The 21,165-nt window shown below is 62.8% G+C and carries 15 protein-coding genes; 6 read left to right on the top strand and 9 right to left on the bottom strand.

Annotated features, from left to right (window positions below):
- Window positions 1–3 precede the first annotated feature (3 nt).
- Both DQG19_RS01005 and DQG19_RS01010 read left to right on the top strand, forming a co-directional pair.
- Window positions 4–1,893 carry a RagB/SusD family nutrient uptake outer membrane protein gene (locus DQG19_RS01005; RefSeq protein ID WP_116125148.1) on the top strand — a complete coding sequence of 630 codons (1,890 nt, stop codon included), beginning with the start codon at window positions 4–6 and terminating at the stop codon, window positions 1,891–1,893.
- A gap of 87 nt (window positions 1,894–1,980) precedes the next feature.
- On the top strand, window positions 1,981–5,283 hold the full coding sequence (locus tag DQG19_RS01010) for a VCBS repeat-containing protein (protein WP_198661619.1): 3,303 nt from the start codon (window positions 1,981–1,983) through the stop codon (window positions 5,281–5,283).
- On the opposite strand, the gene DQG19_RS01015 is transcribed toward DQG19_RS01010, so the two are convergent.
- Window positions 5,272–5,670: a leucine-rich repeat domain-containing protein gene (locus DQG19_RS01015; RefSeq protein ID WP_116124369.1), complete on the bottom strand. Its 399-nt coding sequence runs from the start codon at window positions 5,668–5,670 to the stop codon at window positions 5,272–5,274. The genes DQG19_RS01010 and DQG19_RS01015 overlap by 12 nt on opposite strands.
- Complete coding sequence (locus DQG19_RS01020) at window positions 5,655–6,257, bottom strand: leucine-rich repeat domain-containing protein (RefSeq protein WP_116124370.1); 603 nt, start codon at window positions 6,255–6,257, stop codon at window positions 5,655–5,657. The genes DQG19_RS01015 and DQG19_RS01020 overlap by 16 nt, the downstream gene beginning before the upstream one ends.
- A gap of 177 nt (window positions 6,258–6,434) precedes the next feature.
- Here DQG19_RS01020 and DQG19_RS01025 point away from each other — a divergent pair, with 177 nt between their 5' ends.
- Window positions 6,435–8,120, top strand: a complete 1,686-nt coding sequence (locus DQG19_RS01025) for an RluA family pseudouridine synthase (protein WP_198661620.1) — start codon at window positions 6,435–6,437, stop codon at window positions 8,118–8,120.
- A gap of 80 nt (window positions 8,121–8,200) precedes the next feature.
- Window positions 8,201–9,037 (top strand): hypothetical protein, encoded by an 837-nt coding sequence (locus DQG19_RS01030; protein WP_116124372.1) that lies wholly within the window; start codon window positions 8,201–8,203, stop codon window positions 9,035–9,037.
- Window positions 9,038–9,043: 6 nt separating this feature from the next.
- Here DQG19_RS01030 and DQG19_RS01035 read toward each other — a convergent pair whose 3' ends face one another.
- Genes DQG19_RS01035 through DQG19_RS01045 form a run of 3 tightly spaced genes read right to left on the bottom strand, consistent with a single transcriptional unit; the run spans window position 9,044 to window position 12,223 of the window.
- Window positions 9,044–10,090 (bottom strand): mandelate racemase/muconate lactonizing enzyme family protein, encoded by a 1,047-nt coding sequence (locus DQG19_RS01035; protein ID WP_116124373.1) that lies wholly within the window; start codon window positions 10,088–10,090, stop codon window positions 9,044–9,046.
- Window positions 10,071–11,159, bottom strand: a complete 1,089-nt coding sequence (locus DQG19_RS01040; RefSeq protein ID WP_116124374.1) for a DUF1611 domain-containing protein — start codon at window positions 11,157–11,159, stop codon at window positions 10,071–10,073. Before DQG19_RS01040 ends, DQG19_RS01035 begins: the two co-directional genes overlap by 20 nt.
- An 8-nt stretch (window positions 11,160–11,167) precedes the next feature.
- Window positions 11,168–12,223 carry a pyridoxal-phosphate dependent enzyme gene (locus DQG19_RS01045; RefSeq protein WP_116124375.1) on the bottom strand — a complete coding sequence of 352 codons (1,056 nt, stop codon included), beginning with the start codon at window positions 12,221–12,223 and terminating at the stop codon, window positions 11,168–11,170.
- 223 nt (window positions 12,224–12,446) lie between these two features.
- On the opposite strand from DQG19_RS01045, the gene DQG19_RS01050 reads away from it, so the two are divergent.
- Complete coding sequence (locus DQG19_RS01050; protein WP_116125150.1) at window positions 12,447–13,331, top strand: dienelactone hydrolase family protein; 885 nt, start codon at window positions 12,447–12,449, stop codon at window positions 13,329–13,331.
- Here DQG19_RS01050 and DQG19_RS01055 read toward each other — a convergent pair.
- Together DQG19_RS01055 and DQG19_RS01060 are read right to left on the bottom strand one after the other, a co-directional pair.
- Window positions 13,328–14,065: a hypothetical protein gene (locus DQG19_RS01055; RefSeq protein WP_116124376.1), complete on the bottom strand. Its 738-nt coding sequence runs from the start codon at window positions 14,063–14,065 to the stop codon at window positions 13,328–13,330. The two genes, DQG19_RS01050 and DQG19_RS01055, sit on opposite strands and share 4 nt — an antisense overlap.
- 85 nt (window positions 14,066–14,150) lie before the next feature.
- On the bottom strand, window positions 14,151–14,615 hold the full coding sequence (locus DQG19_RS01060) for a sporulation protein (protein ID WP_116124377.1): 465 nt from the start codon (window positions 14,613–14,615) through the stop codon (window positions 14,151–14,153).
- Between the two features lie 75 nt (window positions 14,616–14,690).
- Here DQG19_RS01060 and DQG19_RS01065 point away from each other — a divergent pair, with 75 nt between their 5' ends.
- Window positions 14,691–15,617, top strand: a complete 927-nt coding sequence (locus tag DQG19_RS01065; RefSeq protein ID WP_116124378.1) for a DUF58 domain-containing protein — start codon at window positions 14,691–14,693, stop codon at window positions 15,615–15,617.
- Here the strand turns inward: DQG19_RS01065 and DQG19_RS01070 are convergent.
- Both DQG19_RS01070 and prmA read right to left on the bottom strand, forming a co-directional pair.
- Window positions 15,614–20,305 (bottom strand): hypothetical protein, encoded by a 4,692-nt coding sequence (locus DQG19_RS01070; protein WP_157974253.1) that lies wholly within the window; start codon window positions 20,303–20,305, stop codon window positions 15,614–15,616. The genes DQG19_RS01065 and DQG19_RS01070 overlap by 4 nt on opposite strands.
- A gap of 11 nt (window positions 20,306–20,316) precedes the next feature.
- Window positions 20,317–21,147 carry a 50S ribosomal protein L11 methyltransferase gene (gene prmA / locus DQG19_RS01075; protein ID WP_116124380.1) on the bottom strand — a complete coding sequence of 277 codons (831 nt, stop codon included), beginning with the start codon at window positions 21,145–21,147 and terminating at the stop codon, window positions 20,317–20,319.
- Between the last annotated feature and the right edge of the window lie 18 nt (window positions 21,148–21,165).

A 21,165-nucleotide genomic window follows, 5' to 3' on the forward strand; every position in this document is an offset into this window, starting at 1 on the left:
ACCATGTCAATCTTATATACGACCGGTTACCGCTTGTTGACGGTGGTGGCAGCCTCCTGCGTACTGCTGTTCTCAGCGTGTAACGACGATTTCCTGAATACCGAGCCGCTAAACAGTATTTCCAGCCAGGCCACCTGGGGCGACGGACCGCTTTCCGAGGCCTTCGTGTTCAATGTCTACGCCTTTCTCGGCCGCGGTGGGTTTGACGAGCAGATGCTCGCCAGCCTGACCGACGAGGCCCTCTTCACCCACCCCGGACGTCGCATTGACATCTTCAACGAGGGCAACGAGGCACCGGACAACATCGCGTGGACCAACTATACCTACAACTACGGCAATATGTACTCCGCCATCCGGCAGGCCAACATTGCGCTGCAGGAACTGCCTACCTCCACGTTTCAGGACGACAACCTCCGCGACCGCCTGATGGGCGAGGCCCACTTCCTGCGGGCGTACTACTACCACCAGCTGGCGCGCTTCTACGGAGGCGTACCGATCATCCGTGAACCCTACGGACTGAACGAGGACTACTCGATCGCCCGTTCGAGCTGGGAGGAGACCGTGAACTTCATCCTCGAGGACCTGGATCAGGCCATGACCCTGCTGGAAGGCAAAGCCACCGCCCGCGGTCGTGCCTCTACCCTGTCCGCCATGGCCCTGAAGGCCCGCGTACTGCTGTACGCCGCCTCCGACCAGTACAACGCGGAGAAACTGCGCGCCGCCGCTCCGGCGATGGCCAATTACTCCGACATCGGCCTCGTAGCCTACACCTCCGGCGATCAGCAAGCCCGCTGGCGCGCCGCACGCGACGCGGCCCTGGCCGTTATGGACGCTACCAACGGATACAAGCTCGACCTGACGGCCCCCGTGTCGCCCGAAGAGGGAACCCTGAATACCGTTTCCATCGCCATGGGCGGCGGTAGCGCCGCCCCCGGCGTCGACGCCCTGGGCGCCAGTGAGCTCATCTTCGAGCGCTCCGTGGCGAGCACCTACAATGAGACGCTCTTCGGCATGTTCAACGGCCCCAACGGCTACCACAACTGGGCGGGTAACACCCCGATCGGTGCCCTAGTCGACGACTTCGAAATGATGGACGGTACGCCCTTCGACTGGGACGACGAGGAGCAGGCCACAAACCCCTACGAGAACCGCGACCCCCGCTTCTACGCCAACATCCTCTACGACGGTGCCGAGTGGAAACCCCGGCCCGCCGACGTCGCCGGACGGGACCCCTACGGAGAGATCCAGACGGGTGCCTACGATTCCGGCAACCAGAACGATGCCGGCGAGACCATCTACATCGCCGGTCTCGATACGCGGGAATCCTCGGTAGAGGACTGGAACGGCAGCCGTACCCACTACTACACCCGTAAGTTCGCCAACCCCGATCCCGCTATCCTGGACAACCTGTCGAGCTTCAACACCGTGCCCTGGCCTTTCATCCGCTACACCGAAATGGTCCTCAACTACATCGAGGCCAGCATGGAGCTCGGCGAGGAAGATGAGGCGCGGGCGTGGCTCAATCGGATCCGCTACCGCGCGGGCATGCCGGAAATCACCGAGACCGGCGATGACCTGATGGACCGCTACCGCAACGAGCGCCGCCTGGAGCTGGCCTTCGAGGAGCACCGCTACCACGACGTACGCCGCTGGCTGATCGCCGAGGAAACCCAGGGCCGCCCCCTGCGGGGCGTCGACGTAACCGCCGATCTGCTCCCCGGCAAGACCGCCCACGAGCCTTACTACTACGATCCGGAAACCTACGAGTACACCTACCGGCCCGTCAACGTACCGGAAGAAAACCGTATGTGGAACGACAAGATGTTCTACCGGCCCATCCCGCGGGGTGAGATCAACCGGAACGAGTTACTCATCCAGAATCCCGGTTACTAAGTAATCCGGCTTACAACCAAGGTCCGTTTTCGTCGCTGACGGGAACGGACCTTTTCTTTTGAATTCCCCCCGCTTTATCTTTCGTCCATGCGCCCACTTTCCCTGCTCTTCCTGCCCGCACTGCTCGCTACGTGCCTGACCGGGTGCGGAGAGGGGGACCGATCCGCACCCGCGGAGCAGACCGCGCGCTTTGCCCTGGTGCCACCGGAAGCAAGCGGCGTCACCTTCTCCAATACGCTGACCGAAGGTCCCAACACCAATGTACTCATGTACGAGTACTTCTACAACGGTGGCGGCGTAGCGGCGGCGGACTTCAACCAGGATGGGCTGACCGACCTCTACTTTACCTCCAGCATGGGCGACAACCGGCTCTACCTCAACGAAGGCGACTGGAAGTTTCGCAACGTGACCGACGCAAGCCAGGCAGGTGGGCGCTCCGGTCCCTGGAAAACGGGCGTAGCCGTGGCCGACGTCAACGCCGATGGCCTGCCCGACCTTTACCTTTCCTACTCGGGTATGCTCCCCCCGGAGAAGCGGCGCAATCAGCTGTTCATCAACCAGGGCGCCGGTCCCGACGGCGTACCGGTATTCAACGAGGAAGCAGCACGCTACGGCCTCGACCTGATGGCCTTCACCAACCAGGCCTACTTTTTTGACTACGACCAGGACGGCGACCTCGATGCTCTCCTGCTCAACCACAATCCCAAATCGCTGCCCATCCTGAACGTGGAGAAAACCCGTCAGCTGCTGGCCACCCCCGATCCGGACCGGGGCCTCCGATTGATGCGGAACGACGGCGGGCGGTTCACCGACGTCACGGAGGCGGCTGGCATCAACGGCTCGGCCCTCAGTTACGGCCTGGGGGTAGCCTTGAGCGATCTGAATGGCGATGGCCTCACGGACGTGTACGTCTCCAACGACTACGAGGTACCCGACTACCTCTACTACAACAACGGCGACGGCACCTTTACGGACCGGCTCGCGGAGCAGATGGGCCACACGAGCCATTTCTCCATGGGCAGCGACGTGGCCGACATCAACAACGACGGCCATCCGGACCTGTTCAGCCTGGATATGCTCCCCGCCGACAACCGGCGCCGCAAGCTGCTCATGGCCGACGACAACCGGTCCAAGCACGAACTTAACCGCGCCAGCGGCTGGCAGGAACAGAACATGCGCAACATGCTCCAGCTCAACCGCGGCAACGGCACCTTCGCCGAGATCGGCCAACTGGCCGGCGTGGCCGCTACGGACTGGAGCTGGTCGGCCCTGCTCGCCGACCTGGACAACGATGGCTACAAGGACCTGCACGTCACCAACGGCTACGTCCGGGACTACACCAATATGGACTTCATCAAATACATGGAGGACTTCGTGGCCGCCCGGGGCCGGCTGCAGCGTACCGACGTCCGGGAGCTCGTCAATGAGATGCCCGCCTCCGACGTATCGAACTTCGTTTTCCGGAACGGAGGGAACCTGCGCTTTCAGGACGTGACGCGCGAATGGGGGCTGGAGCGGCCCTCCAACAGCAACGGGGCCGTGACCGTCGACCTGGACAACGACGGGGACCTCGACCTCGTCACCAACAACCTAAACCAGCCTGCTTTCCTCTACCGCAACGACAGCCCCGCCGGAGCCAACCACTACCTGCAGGTCGAATTGCGGGGGCCGGACGGGAATCCGGCGGGGATCGGAGCCAGCGTCACCATCAACGGGGACAGCACCACGCAGCTCCAGGAGCTTTTCCCCAACCGCGGCTTCCTGAGCAGCGGGCCTTTCGTGCTGCACTTCGGGCTCGGGGCGCGGACGCAGGTGCGGGGGCTTACCGTACGCTGGCCGGACGGTCGGGTAGAGCAATTCAGCGACGTACCAGCCGATCAGCGATTTCTGGTGGAGCACCGCAATGCTGCCCCCTCCGTAGCACGGCAAAAGATAGCGGAAGCTCCCCTCCTCATGGAAGCGGACGGGGATATCGTATACCGGGACCCCGTCGACGATGTCCGGGACTTCGATCGCCAACCCCTGCTGCCCCGGCAACTTTCGCACTCCGGCCCGGTCATGGCCACGGGCGACCTCAACGGGGACGGGTTAGCGGACCTGCTGATCGGAGGAAATCAGACGTCTGCGCTACAGTTGTTCCTCACCCGTGCGGGCGGCGGGTTTGCCCCTCCGCGGTCGATCGACCTGCCGGGAAGCGGTAGCTACCGCGTGACGGACCTCGCCATCACGGATCTCGACGGCGATGACCAACCGGACGTTTACGTAGCCCGGGGCGGGTACCATCAGCTCACCTCCGAAAGCGACCAGCTGAAGGACGTGTTGCTGCACAATGCGGGCGCGGGAAAGCTGGAGCCGGGCACACTTCCAGCTTCGCCCACCGCTACGGGTTGCGTAGCTGCCGGTCAAACCCCGGACGGTGCGGTCGTCTTCGTAGGTGGACAAGCCGTTCCGGGTCGCTACCCCGAGGTAGTGCCCAGCTATCTCCTCCGGTTCGGTAAGAATGCCGCTCCGGAACGACTTCCGGTGGAGCTTCCGGGGGGGATTCCGACGGATGCTACCTGGAGCGACCTCGACGGCGACGGCCAGCAGGAACTGATCGTGGTCGGCCGCTGGATGCCCCTGACCGTGCTGGCCTGGGAGGGAGGCACGCTTAGCCGGGTCACGGAGCGCTACTTTTCCGATGTCCCGACCGGCTGGTACAACGTGGTCCACGTGGAGGACCTGACGGGCGACGGGCGCCCCGATATCCTGGTGGGCAACGAGGGTGAAAACCAGCTCTTCAATGTATCCGAAGCCACTCCGGCCGAACTGTACGCGGCGGACCTGGACCGCAACGGAAGCGTGGATCCGATCCTTAGTTATTACAATCAGGGGGAGCAGGTTCCGGATCCCACCCGCGACGAATTGCTCGGCCAGCTCTCCGGTCAGCGGGTGCGCTTTCCGGACTACCGCAGCTACTCCGTGGTGACCACCGCCGATTTGCTGTCCCCCCTCGATCAGACGGGTACGCGCCTGCGCGCGACCGATCTGGCGACCCGCCTTTATCTCCAGGGAGAGGACGGTACTTTTACATCCATGAGCCTGCCGGTAGAAGCCCAGTTTGCCCCGGTCCACGCCATCTTGTCGCTGGACGCCAACGACGACGGGCACCGCGACCTCATCCTGGCCGGAAATGAACTGCACCCCCGATTACGCTACGGCCCCTCCGACGCCAACCCCGGCCTGCTGCTGGCGGGCGACGGAACGGGCAACTTCACCTACGTGTCTCAGTCGCGCTCCGGTCTGGACCTGCGGGGAGCGGTTCGGGCGGCGGTCACTATAGACCGCAGGGTCTTCTTCGGGTCGGTAGGCGGAGCGGTAACGACCTATCAAATCGCTTCAGCCCGGTGATGACTGCTCTTTCCAGTCCGGTCCCCGAAAGTCTTCGCTGACCCGCTCGGCCAGTGCGGCCACATCCGCCGGCTCGATGTTTGCATTTCCTCCGAGGAACAGGAGGGCGAAGTGATTGAGCTTTCGGAGATCGTCTACGCCCTCCAGGTCATTGTCGGCCAGCCCCAGTTCTTCTAGCTCGGAACACGTTGCCAACCCCATAACGAAGCTGATCATGGTATGCCAGAGGTACAGGCTCCTCAGGTGACACAGAGCCGTGATCTCACCGATGTCGCGCAGGGGGTTGTCGGAAACGTTTAGCTCGATAAGATTGGGCGTATACCGCAGGAATTCGAGGTCGCTCACCTGGTTGGAGGAAAGTGTGAGCCGCTTCAGCTTGGGATGCACCGACCCGAACCGTACCTCCGAGAGGGCATTATGCTCAGGTCCAGACTCCGCAGGTTTGGCATGGCCGTGATGGTGAGCCTTCCCCGGAGGTGGTTGTCCGACAGGTTCAGGTGCCGCAGGCGGTCGTGGGCCGGCAGTTCCATTCCGTCGGTCAGGTTGTTTCCGCTCAGGTCAAGGGTGGTCAGGTAGGGGCAGCGGGCCAGCTGACGCACCGACGCGAGGGTATTGTCGCTGAGGTTCAGCCAGGTGATTTTGTGCGGGGGGGAGAAGCAATCCACGGTGGAAAGCCTATTATGGCTAAGGTCCAGTGCGGGAAGCTGGGTCAGCAGCCCGAGGGGAGCAGCATCTGTGATCCGGTTTCGCTCCAGGAACAGGCCGGTGAGCCGCGTCAGTCCGGCCAGTGGCGCGAGGTCGCTGATTCGGTTTCTCCCCAGCCGCAAGACGCGAAGCCCGGGATGGGCCTCGATGCCCGACAGGCTGTCGACGCCGGCGTCTCTGGCGTCGAGTTCCGATACGGGGGTGCTGGATGAAGCTACAGCCTGCCGGATGATCCGGCGGAGAGGAGCATCTGATACGTTTTGGGGCATAGGGTGCTGGGTTGATCAAACAACGGGACAACGGTGCGCAACAGGCTGGGTACGGCCGGTAACTGAGTTTCTCACGTGGCCCTACGCCAACGAAACCGTATACAACAGGCACAGGCGTATAAATACCGACAGCTGACCGGACTGCGGCCGGAGCGCGCCGGCTTACCTTTGCGCCCTATGGCCGCCCCGACCGAATTCCTGCACCCGCTCCCCCGCGATGTAAGGGACGTTGCCCCACCGGAACGTTTCACTTTCCCATTCTACTACCGCCCGCACCGGCTGGCCCGGGCCGCGGCGGCGGACCTGCAGCAGCACCTGCTGGGGCCGCGGGACTGGTCCCACGATTTCGGACTGGACGATCCCGGCACCGGCGGTCGCGGTAAAATGTTTGGCGTACTAGTCGTGCGCGACACTTCGGGCGGCCTGAACTACCTGGCCGCCTTTTCGGGCAAACTCGCCGACAGCAACCACCTCCCCGGTTTCGTGCCGCCCGTTTTCGACTTGCTCGACGAAGCTAACTTCTACCGGGAAGGAGAACGAGAAGTCAATCGGGTAACCGAACGAATCGAAGCACTACGTAGCGATCCGGATTTCCTCCACGCGCAGGAGGATTTTCAACGTACGGAGGAAGAAGGTAATCGCCAACTGGCCGAGGAACGCGCGTCAATCAAACAGGCAAAAGCGGACCGGCGACGTCGACGCGAGGAGGCCGCCACTACCCTAGCCCCCAGTGAGCTAAGCACGCTGGAGCAAGAACTGGCCGCGGAAAGTATTCGTCGCAGCTATGGCCTTAAGGATCTGACGAAAGCAGTGAAGTATCAACTAAAACTTAAAAAGAAAAAGCTGGATGAGTATAATTCCGCGTTAGAAGAGCTGATCGATCTTCGCAAACGGATGTCCGCCGATCTGCAACAGCGCATCTTCGCCGCCTATACCTTTCTCGACGCCGGTGGCAAAGAGCGGGAACTCGGCAGCATCTTTTCGGAGACGGTATTCGGGGTACCCCCCGCCGGGGCCGGGGAATGTGCCGCGCCTAAGCTTCTGCAGTTCGCTTATCTGCACGACCTCGAGCCGGTAGCACTGGCCGAGTTCTGGTGGGGAGAGGCGCCCGACTCGGAGATCCGCCAGCATCTTCAGTACTACCCCGCCTGCCGCGGGAAGTGCGAGCCCATCCTTTCGCACATGCTCCGCGGCCTGGAAGTCGACCCCAACCCCTTGCTGGTCAATCCGGCCCGCGACAAGCACCTCTCCTTCGTTTACGAGGATGAGCAACTGCTGGTGGTCGACAAGCCCGCCGAGTTTCTGTCGGTACCGGGGCGGCACATCGCGGATTCCGTACACCACCGCATTCGTGAGCGGTTTCCCGAGGCTACCGGTCCCCTGATCGTGCACCGGCTCGACATGTCAACCAGCGGCTTGCTGTTGATCACCAAATCGGCGGAGGTCCACAAGCGCATCCAGCGACAGTTTTTCCGGCGAACGGTAGAGAAACGCTACGTGGCGCTCGTCGAAGGCTCGGTTGTAGGTGAAGAAGGCTACATCGACCTGCCGCTACGCGGCGATCTCGACGATCGGCCCCGGCAGATCGTCTGTACGGAGCACGGGAAAACGGCCCGCACGCGGTGGCGGGTCCGGGAACGGCGGGGCAACCGGACACTGGTCGATCTGTGGCCCGTCACCGGTCGAACCCACCAACTGCGGGTACACTGTGCCCACCCCCTCGGGCTCGGCTGTCCCATCGTAGGGGACGACCTCTACGGAGCGCCCGCCGACCGGCTTCACCTGCACGCGGCTTGGATCAGTTTCGTCCATCCGGAAACCAAGGAACGGGTCGAATTCCAGTCCCCTTGCCCCTTCGCGTGACCACCGCACCCGCGCACCGCCGCCGCGCCGGGTTGAACAAATGGGTGCCCGGCGGGGATACAAATAGAAAAAGAGACCCCATGAAACGCCTTTACCCCCTGTCCTTGCTGTTGTTTTTGATGCTGGCCTGTTCCGATGCCCCCGAACAACCCGAAGCCGCCATGCCCGAAACGGAAGCCGCCATCGAGGAAGAACTGACCCCCGCCAACCTGGCTCCTGAGTTCGTGGAAGTGCTGGAGGCCCACGGCGGGCTGCCCGGTTGGAACAACGCCCAGGCCGTGTCGTTCCTGATTCGCGACTTCCCCGTCGGCGACGGACAAACGACGCTGACCGACTTTCACCGCGTCAACCTCGGCAGTCGCGACCAAGTGATCGAGGGTGACAACTACGACATCGTGACCCGCAACGACAGCACCTGGATCTCTCCGGGTACCGACGCGATCGCCCTGCCCGCCCGCCTGTACCAGGGCGCCAGCTTCTACCTCATGGGTATGCCCTTCGTATTCGCGGACGCGGGCATCACCGTGACCTACTCCGGCGAAGCGGAATACGGCGATGAAACCATGGACGAGTTCCAGGTACAGATCCCCGACGAAATGGGCGACGGCGGCAACGACTACCTGCTGTACGCCGACCCGGAAACCCACCAGTTGCAGTACGCTGTATTCCCGGTTACCTACCCCGCTATTGCGGATATGAACCTGCAGCAAATGGTGGATTTCCAGGAGTGGCAAACGGTGGACGGACTGATCGTACCCTCCGTCCTTACGCTATATTCCGCTCCCGACGAGGTGACGGAGGGAACCCCGGGAACGACCATCGGCTTCGAGCGCGTTTCCTTCTCTCCCAGTGCCTTCGAGAGCAGCATCTTCAATGTACCGGACGACGCCCAGATCGACCAGAGCGCCTCGATGTAGGCAGGCTTAGGTACCCAGGCCCGGCCGACCGTTGGGGATGAGGATCCCCCGGTCGAGCTGAAACAGGTTGCTGAAGGGGTCCACCTTGAAATCCAGGTGGCCGTCCAGGTCAGCGTATGCAATGTTGGGCCGGCTGAGCGCAAAGTGCAGGCCCGCCGCGATACCCAGCCCGCACTCGTCCAGGCAGCCCACCATCACTTCGTTGGCGGCCGACTTGGCCACCGAATTGATGTGCAGGGCCGGCCAGATACCGCCCACCTTCTGTAGCTTGATGTTGATCATGTCGGTTAGCTCGTGCTGGGTAAGCCGGAAGGCATCGGCCAGGGTCTTGAGGCTTTCATCGGCCATCACGGCGATCGGTGAATCGCGGGTGAGGGTGCCCATCACCGACTCCTCGTGGATGCTGGTGGGCTGCTCGAGAATGTCCACGCCCAGTGGCTGGGCCGCCCCGATAAAGTGCAGCGCCTGGTCGAGAGTATAGCCCTGGTTGCCGTCAAAGCGCAGGACGATCTGCGGGAACTTGTCGCGCACGACGCGGACGCGGGCAATGTCTTCCTCCACGTCAAGCCCCCCCTTGATCTTGATGATGCCGAAGCCCTGGGCAACGAATTCCCGCGCCTTGGCCAGCGTCTCGGCTACCGGCAGAATGCCGATGGTGATGCTCGTGGCGATGCGGTTGCGGTAGCCACCCAGAAATTCGTAGAGCGGCACGCCGGCAGCCTTCGCTACAAGGTCGTAGAGCGCGTTGTCCACCATCGCCAGTGCGGAACTGCGCAGCACCGGCCGCAGCTCCTCGACGATGCGTGCGTAGTGAAAGGGCTTGGCGCCGGTCAGGGCGGGGATAATGGTATCGCTGATGTGCGCTTCCACGTCTGCGGCCAGTTCGTTGGTCACCACCATATCCGGCGCGGCGCAACCGTACCCCACCAGTCCGGTGTCGGTTACGAGCCGCAACGCGAAGTTGGTCGCCTTACCGATGGTTTCGTAGGCGATCGTGTAGGGCTCGATCAGCTCCAGGTCGTAACGCTGGTATTCAACGTGGGTTATCCGCATGGCCACGAAGGTAGCGCGAAATGAGCTCCACCAGTTCGTCGCTCCCGTGCGCCAGTACGTCGTAGCAGGGCAGGCCCGTCTCTTCGGTGACCCGGCGGCAGGCGTCCTTGATTTCTCCCGGTTCGAGCCCTTCGTGGTTGAGGGTTATGGCCAGAACCTCCCGGCCCGAAACGACCTTGATAGCGTTGATCTGCTCGGCCAGCGAGTGCAGTCGGTAGCCGGGGAATCCGTCGTACTCCTTGCGCGTGGGCGCGTGCTGCAGGATTACGTGGTCGGGCCGCCCGGCGGCCAGGATCTCGAAGCCGCCCGGATAGGCCGGGTTCATGAGCGAGCCCTGCCCCTCGATGACGATGGCATCGGGTTTTTCGTTGCGGTAGGCGCTGACCACGGCGTGCTCGATCTCTCCCGATACGAAGTCGTTGATGCAGCTGTCCATGATCATGCTGTACTTGGCCCCCTGCATCCAGCCGGTCTGCCCGGTACCGATCATTTCGGCCCGGTAGCCTGCGTTCTGCAGGCCGTGGACGATGAGCCAGGCGGTCGTGCGCTTGCCGATGGCCGAATCGGTACCGAGGACCGCCAGCTTCAGGCAGTCGACCGACTCGATGTCGCCCGTGAAGAAGTGCAGCGTATCCCGGTCCGGCGTTTTGCGTACGTCGCGGATCCGCACGCCGTGGTCGGCCGCGGCGCGCCGCAGGGCATCGTCGTTGGAGATGAAGTCGTGCAGGCCGCTGTCAATGTGCAGGCCGGCCTCGATGGCCTCCCGCACGGCGGTGCGGCCCGCTGCGGGCAGGCGGCCACCGTCGGGGGCGAGGCCGACCACGAAGTGGGTGACCCGTTCCCGGCTCTCGGAGAGGGCATCCTGCAGGCTGGAGAATATTGGAATACCGTTGGGCTTGCCGTCCAGCACTTCGCCGCTGTCGCGGCCGGCGTAGGGGCGGTCGATGACGCCGAGGACGCGGTAGCGCTTGGTGAAGCGCACCAGGCCGTGGGCGGTTTTTCCGTTGGGGGTATTGAAGGCGCCGTCGGCGTAGACTATCGCGGTACCGTCGAGGGGTGCTTGTTGCATGTAGGGGATTAGCGTTTTGCGGTTAGTACCGCTACTTTTAGCGTGGGTTCATCCGCGGGGCTGTTTTCGGTCAGCGCGATCAGTCCGGCCGTCGATGCCGGCAGTACCTGCAGGGCCTCGCGCTGGCTAAGGTAGGTGGACATCCGCTTGAGCTGCTGGTCGGAGACGTTGTGGGCCCCTCCCCCGCTTTCGTACAGCGCATCCAGGGCTTCCTGCCCGTCGAAGCTGTGCCAGTTGATCAGGGGCTCGTTGATGCGGGTTTCGCGGATCTTTTCGGGGCGCAGGTCCTCGCACCGGCGGCTGCCCCGGCGGAAAGAGGAAACGATGGGGTTCTTGTGCGTACTGGAGGCGGCTACCATACGCGGTAGCACGGCGATGCGGCTCTGGTCGCGCAGCCGCGCAAACCCCTGGTGAATACCCGCCAGCAAGGTCCCGTTACTCACGGGTACGGCCACCACGTCGGGTGCCCGGCCCAGGGTGGTCACGATCTCGTCGGCGATGGTGGCGTAGGCGCGCAGCTGCAGGTCGGTGTTGGCGGCGCCGGGGTTGGCGTTATACCACCCCCTGCGCTGCGCTTCGGCGTTGCTGAAGGCCACCGTGTCCTCGTAGGTTCCCGGCGGCCGGTAGATGCGGGCACCGAGGCGCTCCATCTCCCCCAGCCGGTGGGTGTGGTACCCGGCCGGAATGAAGATCTCGCAATCGATTCCCGCAAGCGAACAGGCCAGTGCTACGGCCACGCCGTAGTTGCCGCAGGTGGCCAGGGAGACGGTCTCCCGGCCGTCGATGAGTGCGTCCTCTACGTGGGCGAAGGCGATCCGGTCCTTCTGCGTACCGGTGGGGTTCTCCCCCTCGAATTTCATAAAGAGCTGCGATTGGTTGAAATCGCGCTCGAGGCCACGCGAGCGGCGCATCCACGTGTCGCCGATCTCCTCCCCGATCAATTGACCGAAGGCGGTGATGCGGTCCAGCTGGGAAGCGCTGCGGTTGCCGCTGACCAGGGCAAGCTCGCGGGCGGTGCGGGAGACGGTGTTACTGGCGGTACGCACGGCGTCGCGTAAGGTCATAGAGAAAAGGGGTTTGCGGCGGTGCGCAGGTGCGGTGACCACCGGAAAGCGGCGGGCCGGGCCAGGCGGGCAAACGGAAAAGATCCATCGGATACGGGCGGTTGCACGAAAGGACGTAGGTTCAGGCAAGGGTCAAACCCCGGCCCGCCCCCGCGGGTTTGGCGATGCGGCCGGTTTCTGCGCCGGCACGGCGTATCTTTCCCTAAATCCGTATCCCATGCCCATGCATCCCAAAAAAGACCTGGACCCTGAAGTGTACCGCCTGTTCGACCGCTACGTGCACAGCCAGCTCGAGCGACGGGAGTTTATCGAACGCCTCGGCGTCTTCGCCGTGGGCGGGTTGACGGTCAAGGGGATTCTCGACTACCTGCAGCCCAAGTACACCACCGCAGTGCAAATACCGGCCGACGATCCCCGCATCCGGGGGGAGTACGTCACCTACCCCTCACCGAAGGGCGGGGGGGAGATCCGCGCCCTGCTCGTCGGCCCGGCCGAGATGCCGGAACGCCCGATGGGCCGCGTACTCGTCGTGCACGAGAACCGGGGCCTGAACCCCCATATCGAGGACGTTGCCCGCCGTGCCGCCCTGGCCGGATTCGTGACGCTGGCCCCCGACGCACTCACCCCCCTCGGGGGGTATCCCGGCAACGACGACGACGGACGGGCGCTGCAACGGCGGCGCGACGGAGAGGAGATGCTGGAGGACTTCATCGCGGGCTACGGATACCTGCGTGACCTCAACGAGGAACCTGCCAAGGTGGGCGTCGTGGGGTTTTGCTTCGGTGGCTCCATCGCCAACAATATGGCGGTTCGCCTGCCCGATCTTGCGGCCTCCGTACCCTTCTACGGCGGACAACCGTCAGCGGACGAGGTAGCCGCCATTCAGGCGCCGCTCATGCTACAGTATGCCGGGCTCGACGAGCGGGTGAACGCCGGCTGGCCGGAGTACGCCCGGGCCCTCCTGGAAAACGGCAAGCAGCACAGCGCCCATGTGTACGCCGGGGTCCAGCACGGCTTCCACAACGACACGACGCCGCGCTACGACAAAGCGGCCGCCAAACTAGCCTGGGACCGCACCATCGATTTCTTTACTTACTACCTGGCCTAGCGGTAGATCATTTGCGTAAATGAAAAGCGCACGTCCTCTCCGCCAGTAAGTACGGATACGGTCAAGCGCTCCGATTCATCGGCCCGCGGGAACACCAGCTTCCCCATCGCCGACTCGCCGGGGCGGATCGTGGTCTTGCGCATGCTGTAGTCCAGCCAAAAAAAGCGGTTGTCGGGCGCGGGTAGATCCGAGACCTGGCCGCTGCGCGCGGCCTCCCGCTGCCAGATCGCAACGGTGGCAGCATCCGCTACCGAAGCGCCCAGCTGCGCGTAGGCCTGGTCGCCGTTGTCGGTGACGGTACTTACGTCCGTACTGGTCGCCGCGTACACGGCCGTGCCAACGAGCACCGCCGCACCGACCCAGGCCAGGGTGCGGGCGGTGCGCTGCTGGCGGACGTCGTCCAGGTCCATACTCAACAGCTGAAATTCGGGATCGATGGCCGGCAGGAAGGGGCCGCCCTCCGGCAGCAGCCTGGCGGTAGCGGGGTCGAAGAGGACATCGGATGTCCCGCGGTTGGTGACCACAAGATCGAAAACGAGGTACTCCCGAGAAGCATCGTAGTAGTTAATCTCTACGTCGGTGCCTGCGACCGACCGGCGCTGTATGGGGTTGCCGTATTCGTACCGGTCAATGCTCTCCTCGGTTGAGGGTGCGACGCGCACTACCCGCAGCGGGCGGCCGCAGGAAAAGAAAAGGAGGGTCAATAGGGGGAACAGAAAGTAGCAGTGTTTCATAGGGCCGGTTTTGACGTATAAAATAGCGGGTTTGCCGCGCATCCTACGTTTCGGACCGGGGTTTAATGAAACCTTAAGCCACCGTTCAGCGATTCAGCACCTGCTTGTCAAAAGGGTTGAGTCCAACCCCCTGCACCTGCGCTTCCGCCTCGATGCGAAATTCACTGTTGACGCCCCGCAGCTTTTTCGCCGCCCAGGCCAGCCCGCCGAAGAAGGGGTTGCGGCTGCCAAAAGCGTCAACCGGCGACGGCAGGGGCTCGAAGGAAAGACGGAAGTTCACCTCTACGGGAACACCTTCCGCCGGGACCTCGATGAGATCGGTGACGATCTGCCGGCCGAGCTCGTACTCGTCGACCAGCTGGTTGTCGTCCTTACCGCGAGAATATTTCTCGACCAGGACGATCTTGATGGCGGAAACGGTCTGCGGGTGCTTGCTCGTCAGGCGGATCCGCCCGGCGATGCTCCCCATCCCGGGGTGAAAGTCGGGGGGGAGCAGCAGCTCCAGTTTGACGCCCTCGATTCCCAACCATTGTTTTACTTTACCTAGCATGCTCCGAAATTAGTACCATTCGGGTAGTGTACCCGTTCTTATCGACAAACGCCCCCCAGCCCCATAAGTTAGCCTATGCAGCTCATCACCAACGATCAGGTCCGTGACCTCGGCAACCTCGAACTTCTCGCCCGTCAGGTGGTGGAAGGCTTCATCATCGGCCTGCACAAGAGTCCCTTCCACGGATTCAGCGTGGAATTCGCCGAGCACCGCATCTACAATCAGGGAGAGCCGACCCGCAACATCGACTGGAAGGTATTCGCCCGCACCGATAAAATGTACACCAAGCGGTACGAGGAGGAGACCAACCTCCGCTGCCAGATCGTCGTTGACAGCAGTTCCAGCATGTACTTCCCGGAAGTGACGACGAAAAGCGAGGAGCACGTCAACAAGATCCGTTTCTCGGCCCTGGCCGCCGCCAGCCTCATGAACCTGCTGATGAAGCAGCGCGACGCCTTCGGGCTCACCTTCTTCAATGAAGGGGTCGACCTGCACACCCGGCCCAAGTCAAGCACGACCCACTACCGGCTCATGCTGACCTACCTGCAGCAACTCATTGACGCGCCCACCCACGACGTAAAGACGAGCACCGCCGCGGCACTTCACCAGATCGCCGACAGCATTCACCGGCGCTCGCTGGTCGTCCTGTTCAGCGACATGTTTGACGAATCGGAGCGCGAAGAGGAACTCTTTGCCGCCCTCCAGCACCTGAAGCACGCGAAACACGAGGTGGTCCTGTTTCATACCGTCGATACCCGCAAGGAGATCAACTTCGAATTCGAGAACCGCCCGTACGAATTTATCGACATGGAGAGCGGCGAACGCGTCAAGCTGCAACCCCAACAGGTGCGTGAGCACTACGTACAGCAGGTAGCGGCCTACCAGGAGCGGCTGCGCCTAAAGTGCCTGCAGTACAAGATCGACTACGTAGAGGCGGATATTCAGGCCGGATTCCGGCCCATCCTGCAGCAGTACCTGGTCAAGCGGGCGCGGATGCGCTAGTTCTCCGTACCGAAGGCGGCTTCCACGCGGCGCAGGAAGGTCTGGGCCGTGCCGGGGGTGACCTCGAGTATCTCGTAGGTTTGTCCATCCGGCATTTCGAGGACCAGGTCTTTGGCCTTCGTGTCGCGCAGCTCGTTCATGAAAGTATTGTTATTGCTGACCACGTTCAGGATACCATCCCGGAAGCCGAAAAAGTAGTAGGTTTCGCTCGGCGATTTGAGGAACAGATACAGGCGGTCGTCGCCGCCGGTGGTCATTTTGACCTCCATGTAGCTTTCGAAACGCCGGTTGATGGGCCGCCCCGCTACGCTGGCCAGGCCGTTCATCTTGTTCGTACTGACGAAGGACTGGTAGTCCGTGTTCCAGCGCAACTTCATATCGCTGAAGAAGAAGGTATGGCGATTGAGCCCCGCCGGCAGGTCGATGGCATCCGCCCGCAGGCCGGCAATGGCCCGTTCCACGTCGCCCCCCGCCGGGAAGAGGTTCTCCAGTCCGGCCGTAGCGAAGGGAATGCGCTCGTTGATGGCCAACTGCGGAGCGCCGTAGGCACCGGATGCGAAGTCGGTGGCCATGATCTGCACCAGTGGTTCGGGCATGATCAGGTCGATTAGGGCCATGATTTCCGCGTCGGTCTGCGGGTAGGCTTCGCTTTCGGGGGTGTCCACGCTCAGGCTTAACTGGGTGACGTCGGTTGCCGGGGCGTCCTGGGTTTCCTCCTCCAGCAGGAACATATTATCGGTCAGCGTCTCGGCGTCGGCGGCGGTGGTATCAGCCGGAGCGTCGGGGTTCGCCTGCGTCAGGGCCACCTCCGGTTCGGGCTCGGGCTCGAACTGCTCCGGTAACTGCATCGTCAGCGTACCGTAAGTCTGCATGCTAATGTAATTGAGGCGGCCGCCGATGCCCAGCAGTCCGTCGCCGCTGACCGTTCCCGCCGCGTGGTCGAAGACCATCAGGTTACCCAGCCGGGATTCGGGGTCCGCTACCCGCGTGCTGTCGCCGAACAGGAAGCGGTCATTATCCTCATCGTAGGTAAATACGCCGGTCGCGTCGAGAATAGGATGATCGGCGCGCCGGTCCGGTGTCCGGATCAGGGCGGGATAAACGTGTCGTTCCGGTTTGCTGAGGTAGAAGCCGGTGTACAACGGCCGGGCATCCCGGTCGACGACCCCCTCCGTTTGCAGGACGAGGTTTTTCTTGTCGCCTTCGCTGCGGACGACGAACCACTCCGCGGAGGGAAGCTTCTCGGCGTCGATACGGGCGTAGCCGTCGAAGGCCAGTTCCTTGCTGCCCGCGTCGAGTTGGATGGTACCGTAGAAGCGCGTTTTGTCGTCGATGTAGAAGATGGTGTCTTCCGCAATTTCCCCCTCAGCCCGGGTGGCGGTGGCCTTTTCGGAGCGCAACCCCTTCCCTACCCGCGTACCCACGATGTTCTGCAACTCGAACTCCTGCTCGTGGGGACCTACGTTGTACTGGTAGAATCCGGAGGCCTTGTATTCCTTCCGACCAGCAATGTTGACGGTGGCCCGGTCGATCACGTGGTACTGGTTGAGCGTATCCGCAATGATGCGGGCGTTGGTCAGTTCCTGCACCTGCCCCCCGGACTGGATGACCACCGCGCTGTCGCCCGGAAGGATGCGGGCGTCCGCGCTGACGATGTAGGGCACTCCTCCAACTTCGAGCTGACCGGCGGCGTTGTCGTATACGGCCGTTACGCCCGTGAAGGTGAGCGTATCCTGGTCGGGGTTGATGCTGGTAAAGCGGTCCTTGCCCTCCTGGGTGACGAAGGTGATATCCCCCACCGCCATGTCCCAGTCGAACCGGTCGCTGCTGGTTTTGAACTGGATGTAGGGTAACTCGGTGGTCAGCGAGGTACCGTTATTCCGAAAGGTGGCGGTACTGTTCCCAAAATCAATGTCCGCGGCCACGTCGGTGGTCGAGAGGGCAATGGTTCCGTCATCGCTGAGGCTCTTGATACTGACGGTACCGGTGTCAATAGCCACGGTCTGGGGCCCGAAGGTGAAGTCCTCGCTGCGTACCGTCGCGCGGGACCAGTCCAGCACGCCACCGCCGCGCAGGGCGCTAGGGGTCAGTACCAGCGGGCCGTCGAAGGTGTGATCGCCGGTGCCGTAGAGATCGAAGGTGCTGCCCTCCTGGGGGGTGACAACGAGCGAATCCCCGTAGGGCCGGAAGGTTACGTCCACCGTGGCGCCCTCCACCCGCGGAACCGCCCGATCGCCGGTGATGCCCTCCCGCAGCAGGAAGGACTGGGCGGTGGTGGTGGCGCTGTCGACGCCGAAGCGAATGTCCGGGCTGCTGATCTCGGCTTCGAGGTAGCTGAGGGTACCGTTACCGACGAGGCCGCCGTTGTTGAGGGTCACCTGGCCGGTATAACTCCCCCGGTCGCCGTAGGCGCTGCCGTCCAGGCTGTCGACCTCGGTTACGAAGCCGAGGCTGCCATCTTCTTGGATGCTGAGCGTGCGCTCCATAGGCGGGAAGATGCCCCCGCTGACCAGTTCTCCGCCCAGCCCCAGCCCGGAGTCGGTCAGGCTGTCGAGATTATTCAGGCTGAAGGGGGCCAGCTCGAAGTAAAAGCTATCGCGGGAGTACAGCGAGCTGGTGTCGGCCCGGTCGTAGTAGATGTACGAAGGCCCGCGGGTCTGCAGGGAGGGGAAGTAGCCGATATCCTCGGAACCGCTCTTGTTCTTGGGGGCGTCCAGGAGAACGTACCCGCTCACGTTCTCGATGCGGCTGGCCGTCGATACCCGCCGGCCGCCCTCCTCGATCTGACCCGATTCGGGCAGGAACAGGTCGATGTACTGCACCGAATCGAACTGGATGTAGTTGGGATCGTACCGGAAGTGAAAATCGCTGCCCGTCAGGATGGCTGCGCCCGCGTAGACCTGCCCGCCGAAGTCCAGGTTGCGGTCGCCCACGATCGCGATCTGCCCCGCGTACGGTTTGATGGCGATTTGCTTTTTGTTGTTGAACTGGACAGGCAGCGCGCCTTCTACGAGGATGGTGCCGGCCTTCAGGTCGATTTCGGCGTTGGTGCCCTCGGTCTGGCTTACGATCCGCAGCTTGTCGTAGTCCTTGGCTCCGCGCTCCGACAGTACGTAATGCTCCAGCTTGGGCTTGAGAATCACCTTGGCGTTCTCGGCGTCGTAGGAGAGGAAGCCGCGGTCCTGCAGCTCGTAGAGGGCCGACTCGATGTCCCGGGCCGTAAGCCCCGACTTAAAGTGATCGGCCAATCCGTTGGCGGAGAGCGTGTCGGTACCGTACGCCAGCGAACTGCGGTAGCGGTAGATTTCGTCGAGGGGATGGAAACCGGCCAGTGCCTTGATCTGGAAGTAGTCGCGCTTGTCGAAGAAATTTTCACTTTCGATCAGCACGTCTCCCTTCTCCTGGAAGCTGGCGGTAGTCTTGCCGATGACCGCGCTGTCGCCCTTCAGGTAAACGTCGATGTTGTCGGCGTCCAGGTTGAAGTGATTCATGCTGTGGTAGAAGGGCGTGCGGGAGGAGGTACTTTTCGTGCGGTTCAGCTTGACCAAGCTCTGGGGAATATCGACGTCGATGCTGGTGTTCGGGTGCACGAGGCTGTCCTTGCCGAAGTAGAGGGCCACGTTGGCACGCTGGGCGACCAGCCGCTCGTCGGGGATCACCTGAAACTGGTTGGCCTGGGCCCGCATTTTGCGGGTGCCGTCGGGGTTCAGCACGTCAAAGAAGACCAGCCCGCGCTCCTCGTCTTCGCTGGTCGCGTATACGCGCGCGGCGTGCAGTTCGAAGCGGCCACGGAGCACCATACCGTCACCGATATTCTCAATGTCCAGCATGGGATTATCGCTGTCGAAGGCCGGCACGTCGCCCGCGGGCCGGGGTCCGCCGGACTGAAGGCGATCCTCGAAGTAGCCGTAGATGATCCGGTCACCGAAGTACTGGGGGAATTGCAGTTGGGCCGAATCGGACGTCAGCAGGTTGCGGGCCGGATTTACCTGGTAATCGACCAGGCGTACAAGAATGTCCGACGGCAGGCCTACCCGCCGCCAGTCGGTGGTGCCGCCCTTGCCGGTGAAGGTCGCCTGGGTAAGGTCGACGATGAGCTTGGTTTCCCGGATCTGAAAGCTGTCGGTGGCCATGCTCGCCTCCAGCTGGCTCACTTCATCCACGATCAGGAGCGGGGCTCCGTCGTAAGTGAAAGAAGGTTCCCCCCCGGCTACCCGCCAACCGTAGGGCCCGGAGTCCGTGTCCAGGCGCTGGCGGTCGAGGTAGTTAAAGGAAGCGGCCAGTACGCTGGCCAGGGTGGCGGGCGTGAGGTCGGGTGCGGCCAGGGTCGCCTCCAGCATATCGTGGAACTGGGCGAACAGTTGCTGCTTGGCTTCCTCCTTGCCCGCCAGGTACGCCAGCACGTCGAGGTAGTCGGCCATCGTGGATTCCGCGCGCACGTTTTGTACGGCGAGGCTTACCGCCGTACGCTGCACGCGGGCCTGCTGCTCGGGGGTCAGTCCCCCGCCGTAGAGGGTACCTACGAAATTGGCATAAGTGGTGCGGGCCCGGTCGTTGCGCGTAGCGGTCATGAACGCTTCCAGCTCCTGCTCGAAACCGGCCAGGTCCGCATCGGCCGGCAACTCGGCGAGTTGGGCGTCCACGGAAAGCGACAGGATGATCAGTAAACTCAGAAGGAAAAACCGCATAGGGGCGTTGTTCATGCACGTACGAATTCGAAGGCCCGCCAGTCTTCCCGTGCCTCCTGCCGGCGAAGGGTGAAGCCGAGTCCGGTGAAGTGGTCCGTCAGGCGGTCCGCGTCCCGGGCCAGGATACCGCTGAGGAGGACGGTACCCCCGCTGCGGAGACGCTGTTTCAACGCCGCCCCCGTATCCAATAGTACGTTGCGATTAATGTTTGCGAGGATCAGGTCGTAGGGCAGTCCAACGGGCACATCTTCTAGCGTTCCGTGGACGATTTGGTCCAGTTCGACCCCGTTTGTCGCCGCGTTGTCCGCGGTATTTTCCGCCGCGGGCGCCTCGATATCGACCGCGTCCACCGTGCGGGCACCCAGCCGTCGTGCCAGCAACGCCAGCACCCCCGTTCCGCAGCCGTAATCTAGTACCCGGTCGCCGCTTCGGCCGGCGCCGTAGTGGTCGAGTATCAACTCGCACATCATGTAGGTAGTCGCGTGGTGCCCCGTACCGAAGGCCATGCGGGGATCGATGACGAGTTCGTGGGCGACCTCCGGCTCCGCCGCATGAAAGCTGGCACGGATCAGCAGGAGTTCCCCTACCCGGATGGGGCTGAACCCCCGCTCCCAAACTTCATTCCAGTTTTGCTCCACGTACTCCTTTGCCGTGTATGTGAATTCAAACTGATGGCTCAGTTCCTCCAATACGTTAACCGCCCCCCAGTCTTCTCCGTCGATGGCGTAAGCAAGTAGGCCGTCGGGTTCCTCAAGAAAGGAATCGAAGCCGGCCGAGGCGAGGTAGGCCACGAGAATTTCGGTCAGGTCCGGGTTGCAGTCGATCTTGTATTCGGTAGTCATGGGGGGAGTTGCTTTAAA

It is taken from the genome of Lewinella sp. IMCC34183, from assembly GCF_003390915.1.
Taxonomy (GTDB): Bacteria; Bacteroidota; Bacteroidia; order Chitinophagales; family Saprospiraceae; genus Neolewinella.

Excerpts from the sequence above, each read along its gene's own strand:
- DQG19_RS01005 (WP_116125148.1), top strand. The coding sequence starts at position 4 with ATGTCAATCTTATATACGACCGGTTACCGCTTGTTGACGGTGGTGGCA.
- DQG19_RS01065 (WP_116124378.1), top strand. The coding sequence starts at position 14,691 with ATGCAGCTCATCACCAACGATCAGGTCCGTGACCTCGGCAACCTCGAA.
- DQG19_RS01025 (WP_198661620.1), top strand. The coding sequence starts at position 6,435 with ATGGCCGCCCCGACCGAATTCCTGCACCCGCTCCCCCGCGATGTAAGG.
- DQG19_RS01020 (WP_116124370.1), bottom strand. The coding sequence starts at position 6,257 with ATGCCCCAAAACGTATCAGATGCTCCTCTCCGCCGGATCATCCGGCAG.
- DQG19_RS01030 (WP_116124372.1), top strand. The coding sequence starts at position 8,201 with ATGAAACGCCTTTACCCCCTGTCCTTGCTGTTGTTTTTGATGCTGGCC.
- DQG19_RS01070 (WP_157974253.1), bottom strand. The coding sequence starts at position 20,305 with ATGCGGTTTTTCCTTCTGAGTTTACTGATCATCCTGTCGCTTTCCGTG.
- DQG19_RS01010 (WP_198661619.1), top strand. The coding sequence starts at position 1,981 with ATGCGCCCACTTTCCCTGCTCTTCCTGCCCGCACTGCTCGCTACGTGC.
- DQG19_RS01045 (WP_116124375.1), bottom strand. The coding sequence starts at position 12,223 with ATGACCTTACGCGACGCCGTGCGTACCGCCAGTAACACCGTCTCCCGC.
- DQG19_RS01035 (WP_116124373.1), bottom strand. The coding sequence starts at position 10,090 with ATGCGGATAACCCACGTTGAATACCAGCGTTACGACCTGGAGCTGATC.
- DQG19_RS01055 (WP_116124376.1), bottom strand. The coding sequence starts at position 14,065 with ATGAAACACTGCTACTTTCTGTTCCCCCTATTGACCCTCCTTTTCTTT.
- DQG19_RS01060 (WP_116124377.1), bottom strand. The coding sequence starts at position 14,615 with ATGCTAGGTAAAGTAAAACAATGGTTGGGAATCGAGGGCGTCAAACTG.
- DQG19_RS01040 (WP_116124374.1), bottom strand. The coding sequence starts at position 11,159 with ATGCAACAAGCACCCCTCGACGGTACCGCGATAGTCTACGCCGACGGC.
- prmA (WP_116124380.1), bottom strand. The coding sequence starts at position 21,147 with ATGACTACCGAATACAAGATCGACTGCAACCCGGACCTGACCGAAATT.
- DQG19_RS01050 (WP_116125150.1), top strand. The coding sequence starts at position 12,447 with ATGCATCCCAAAAAAGACCTGGACCCTGAAGTGTACCGCCTGTTCGAC.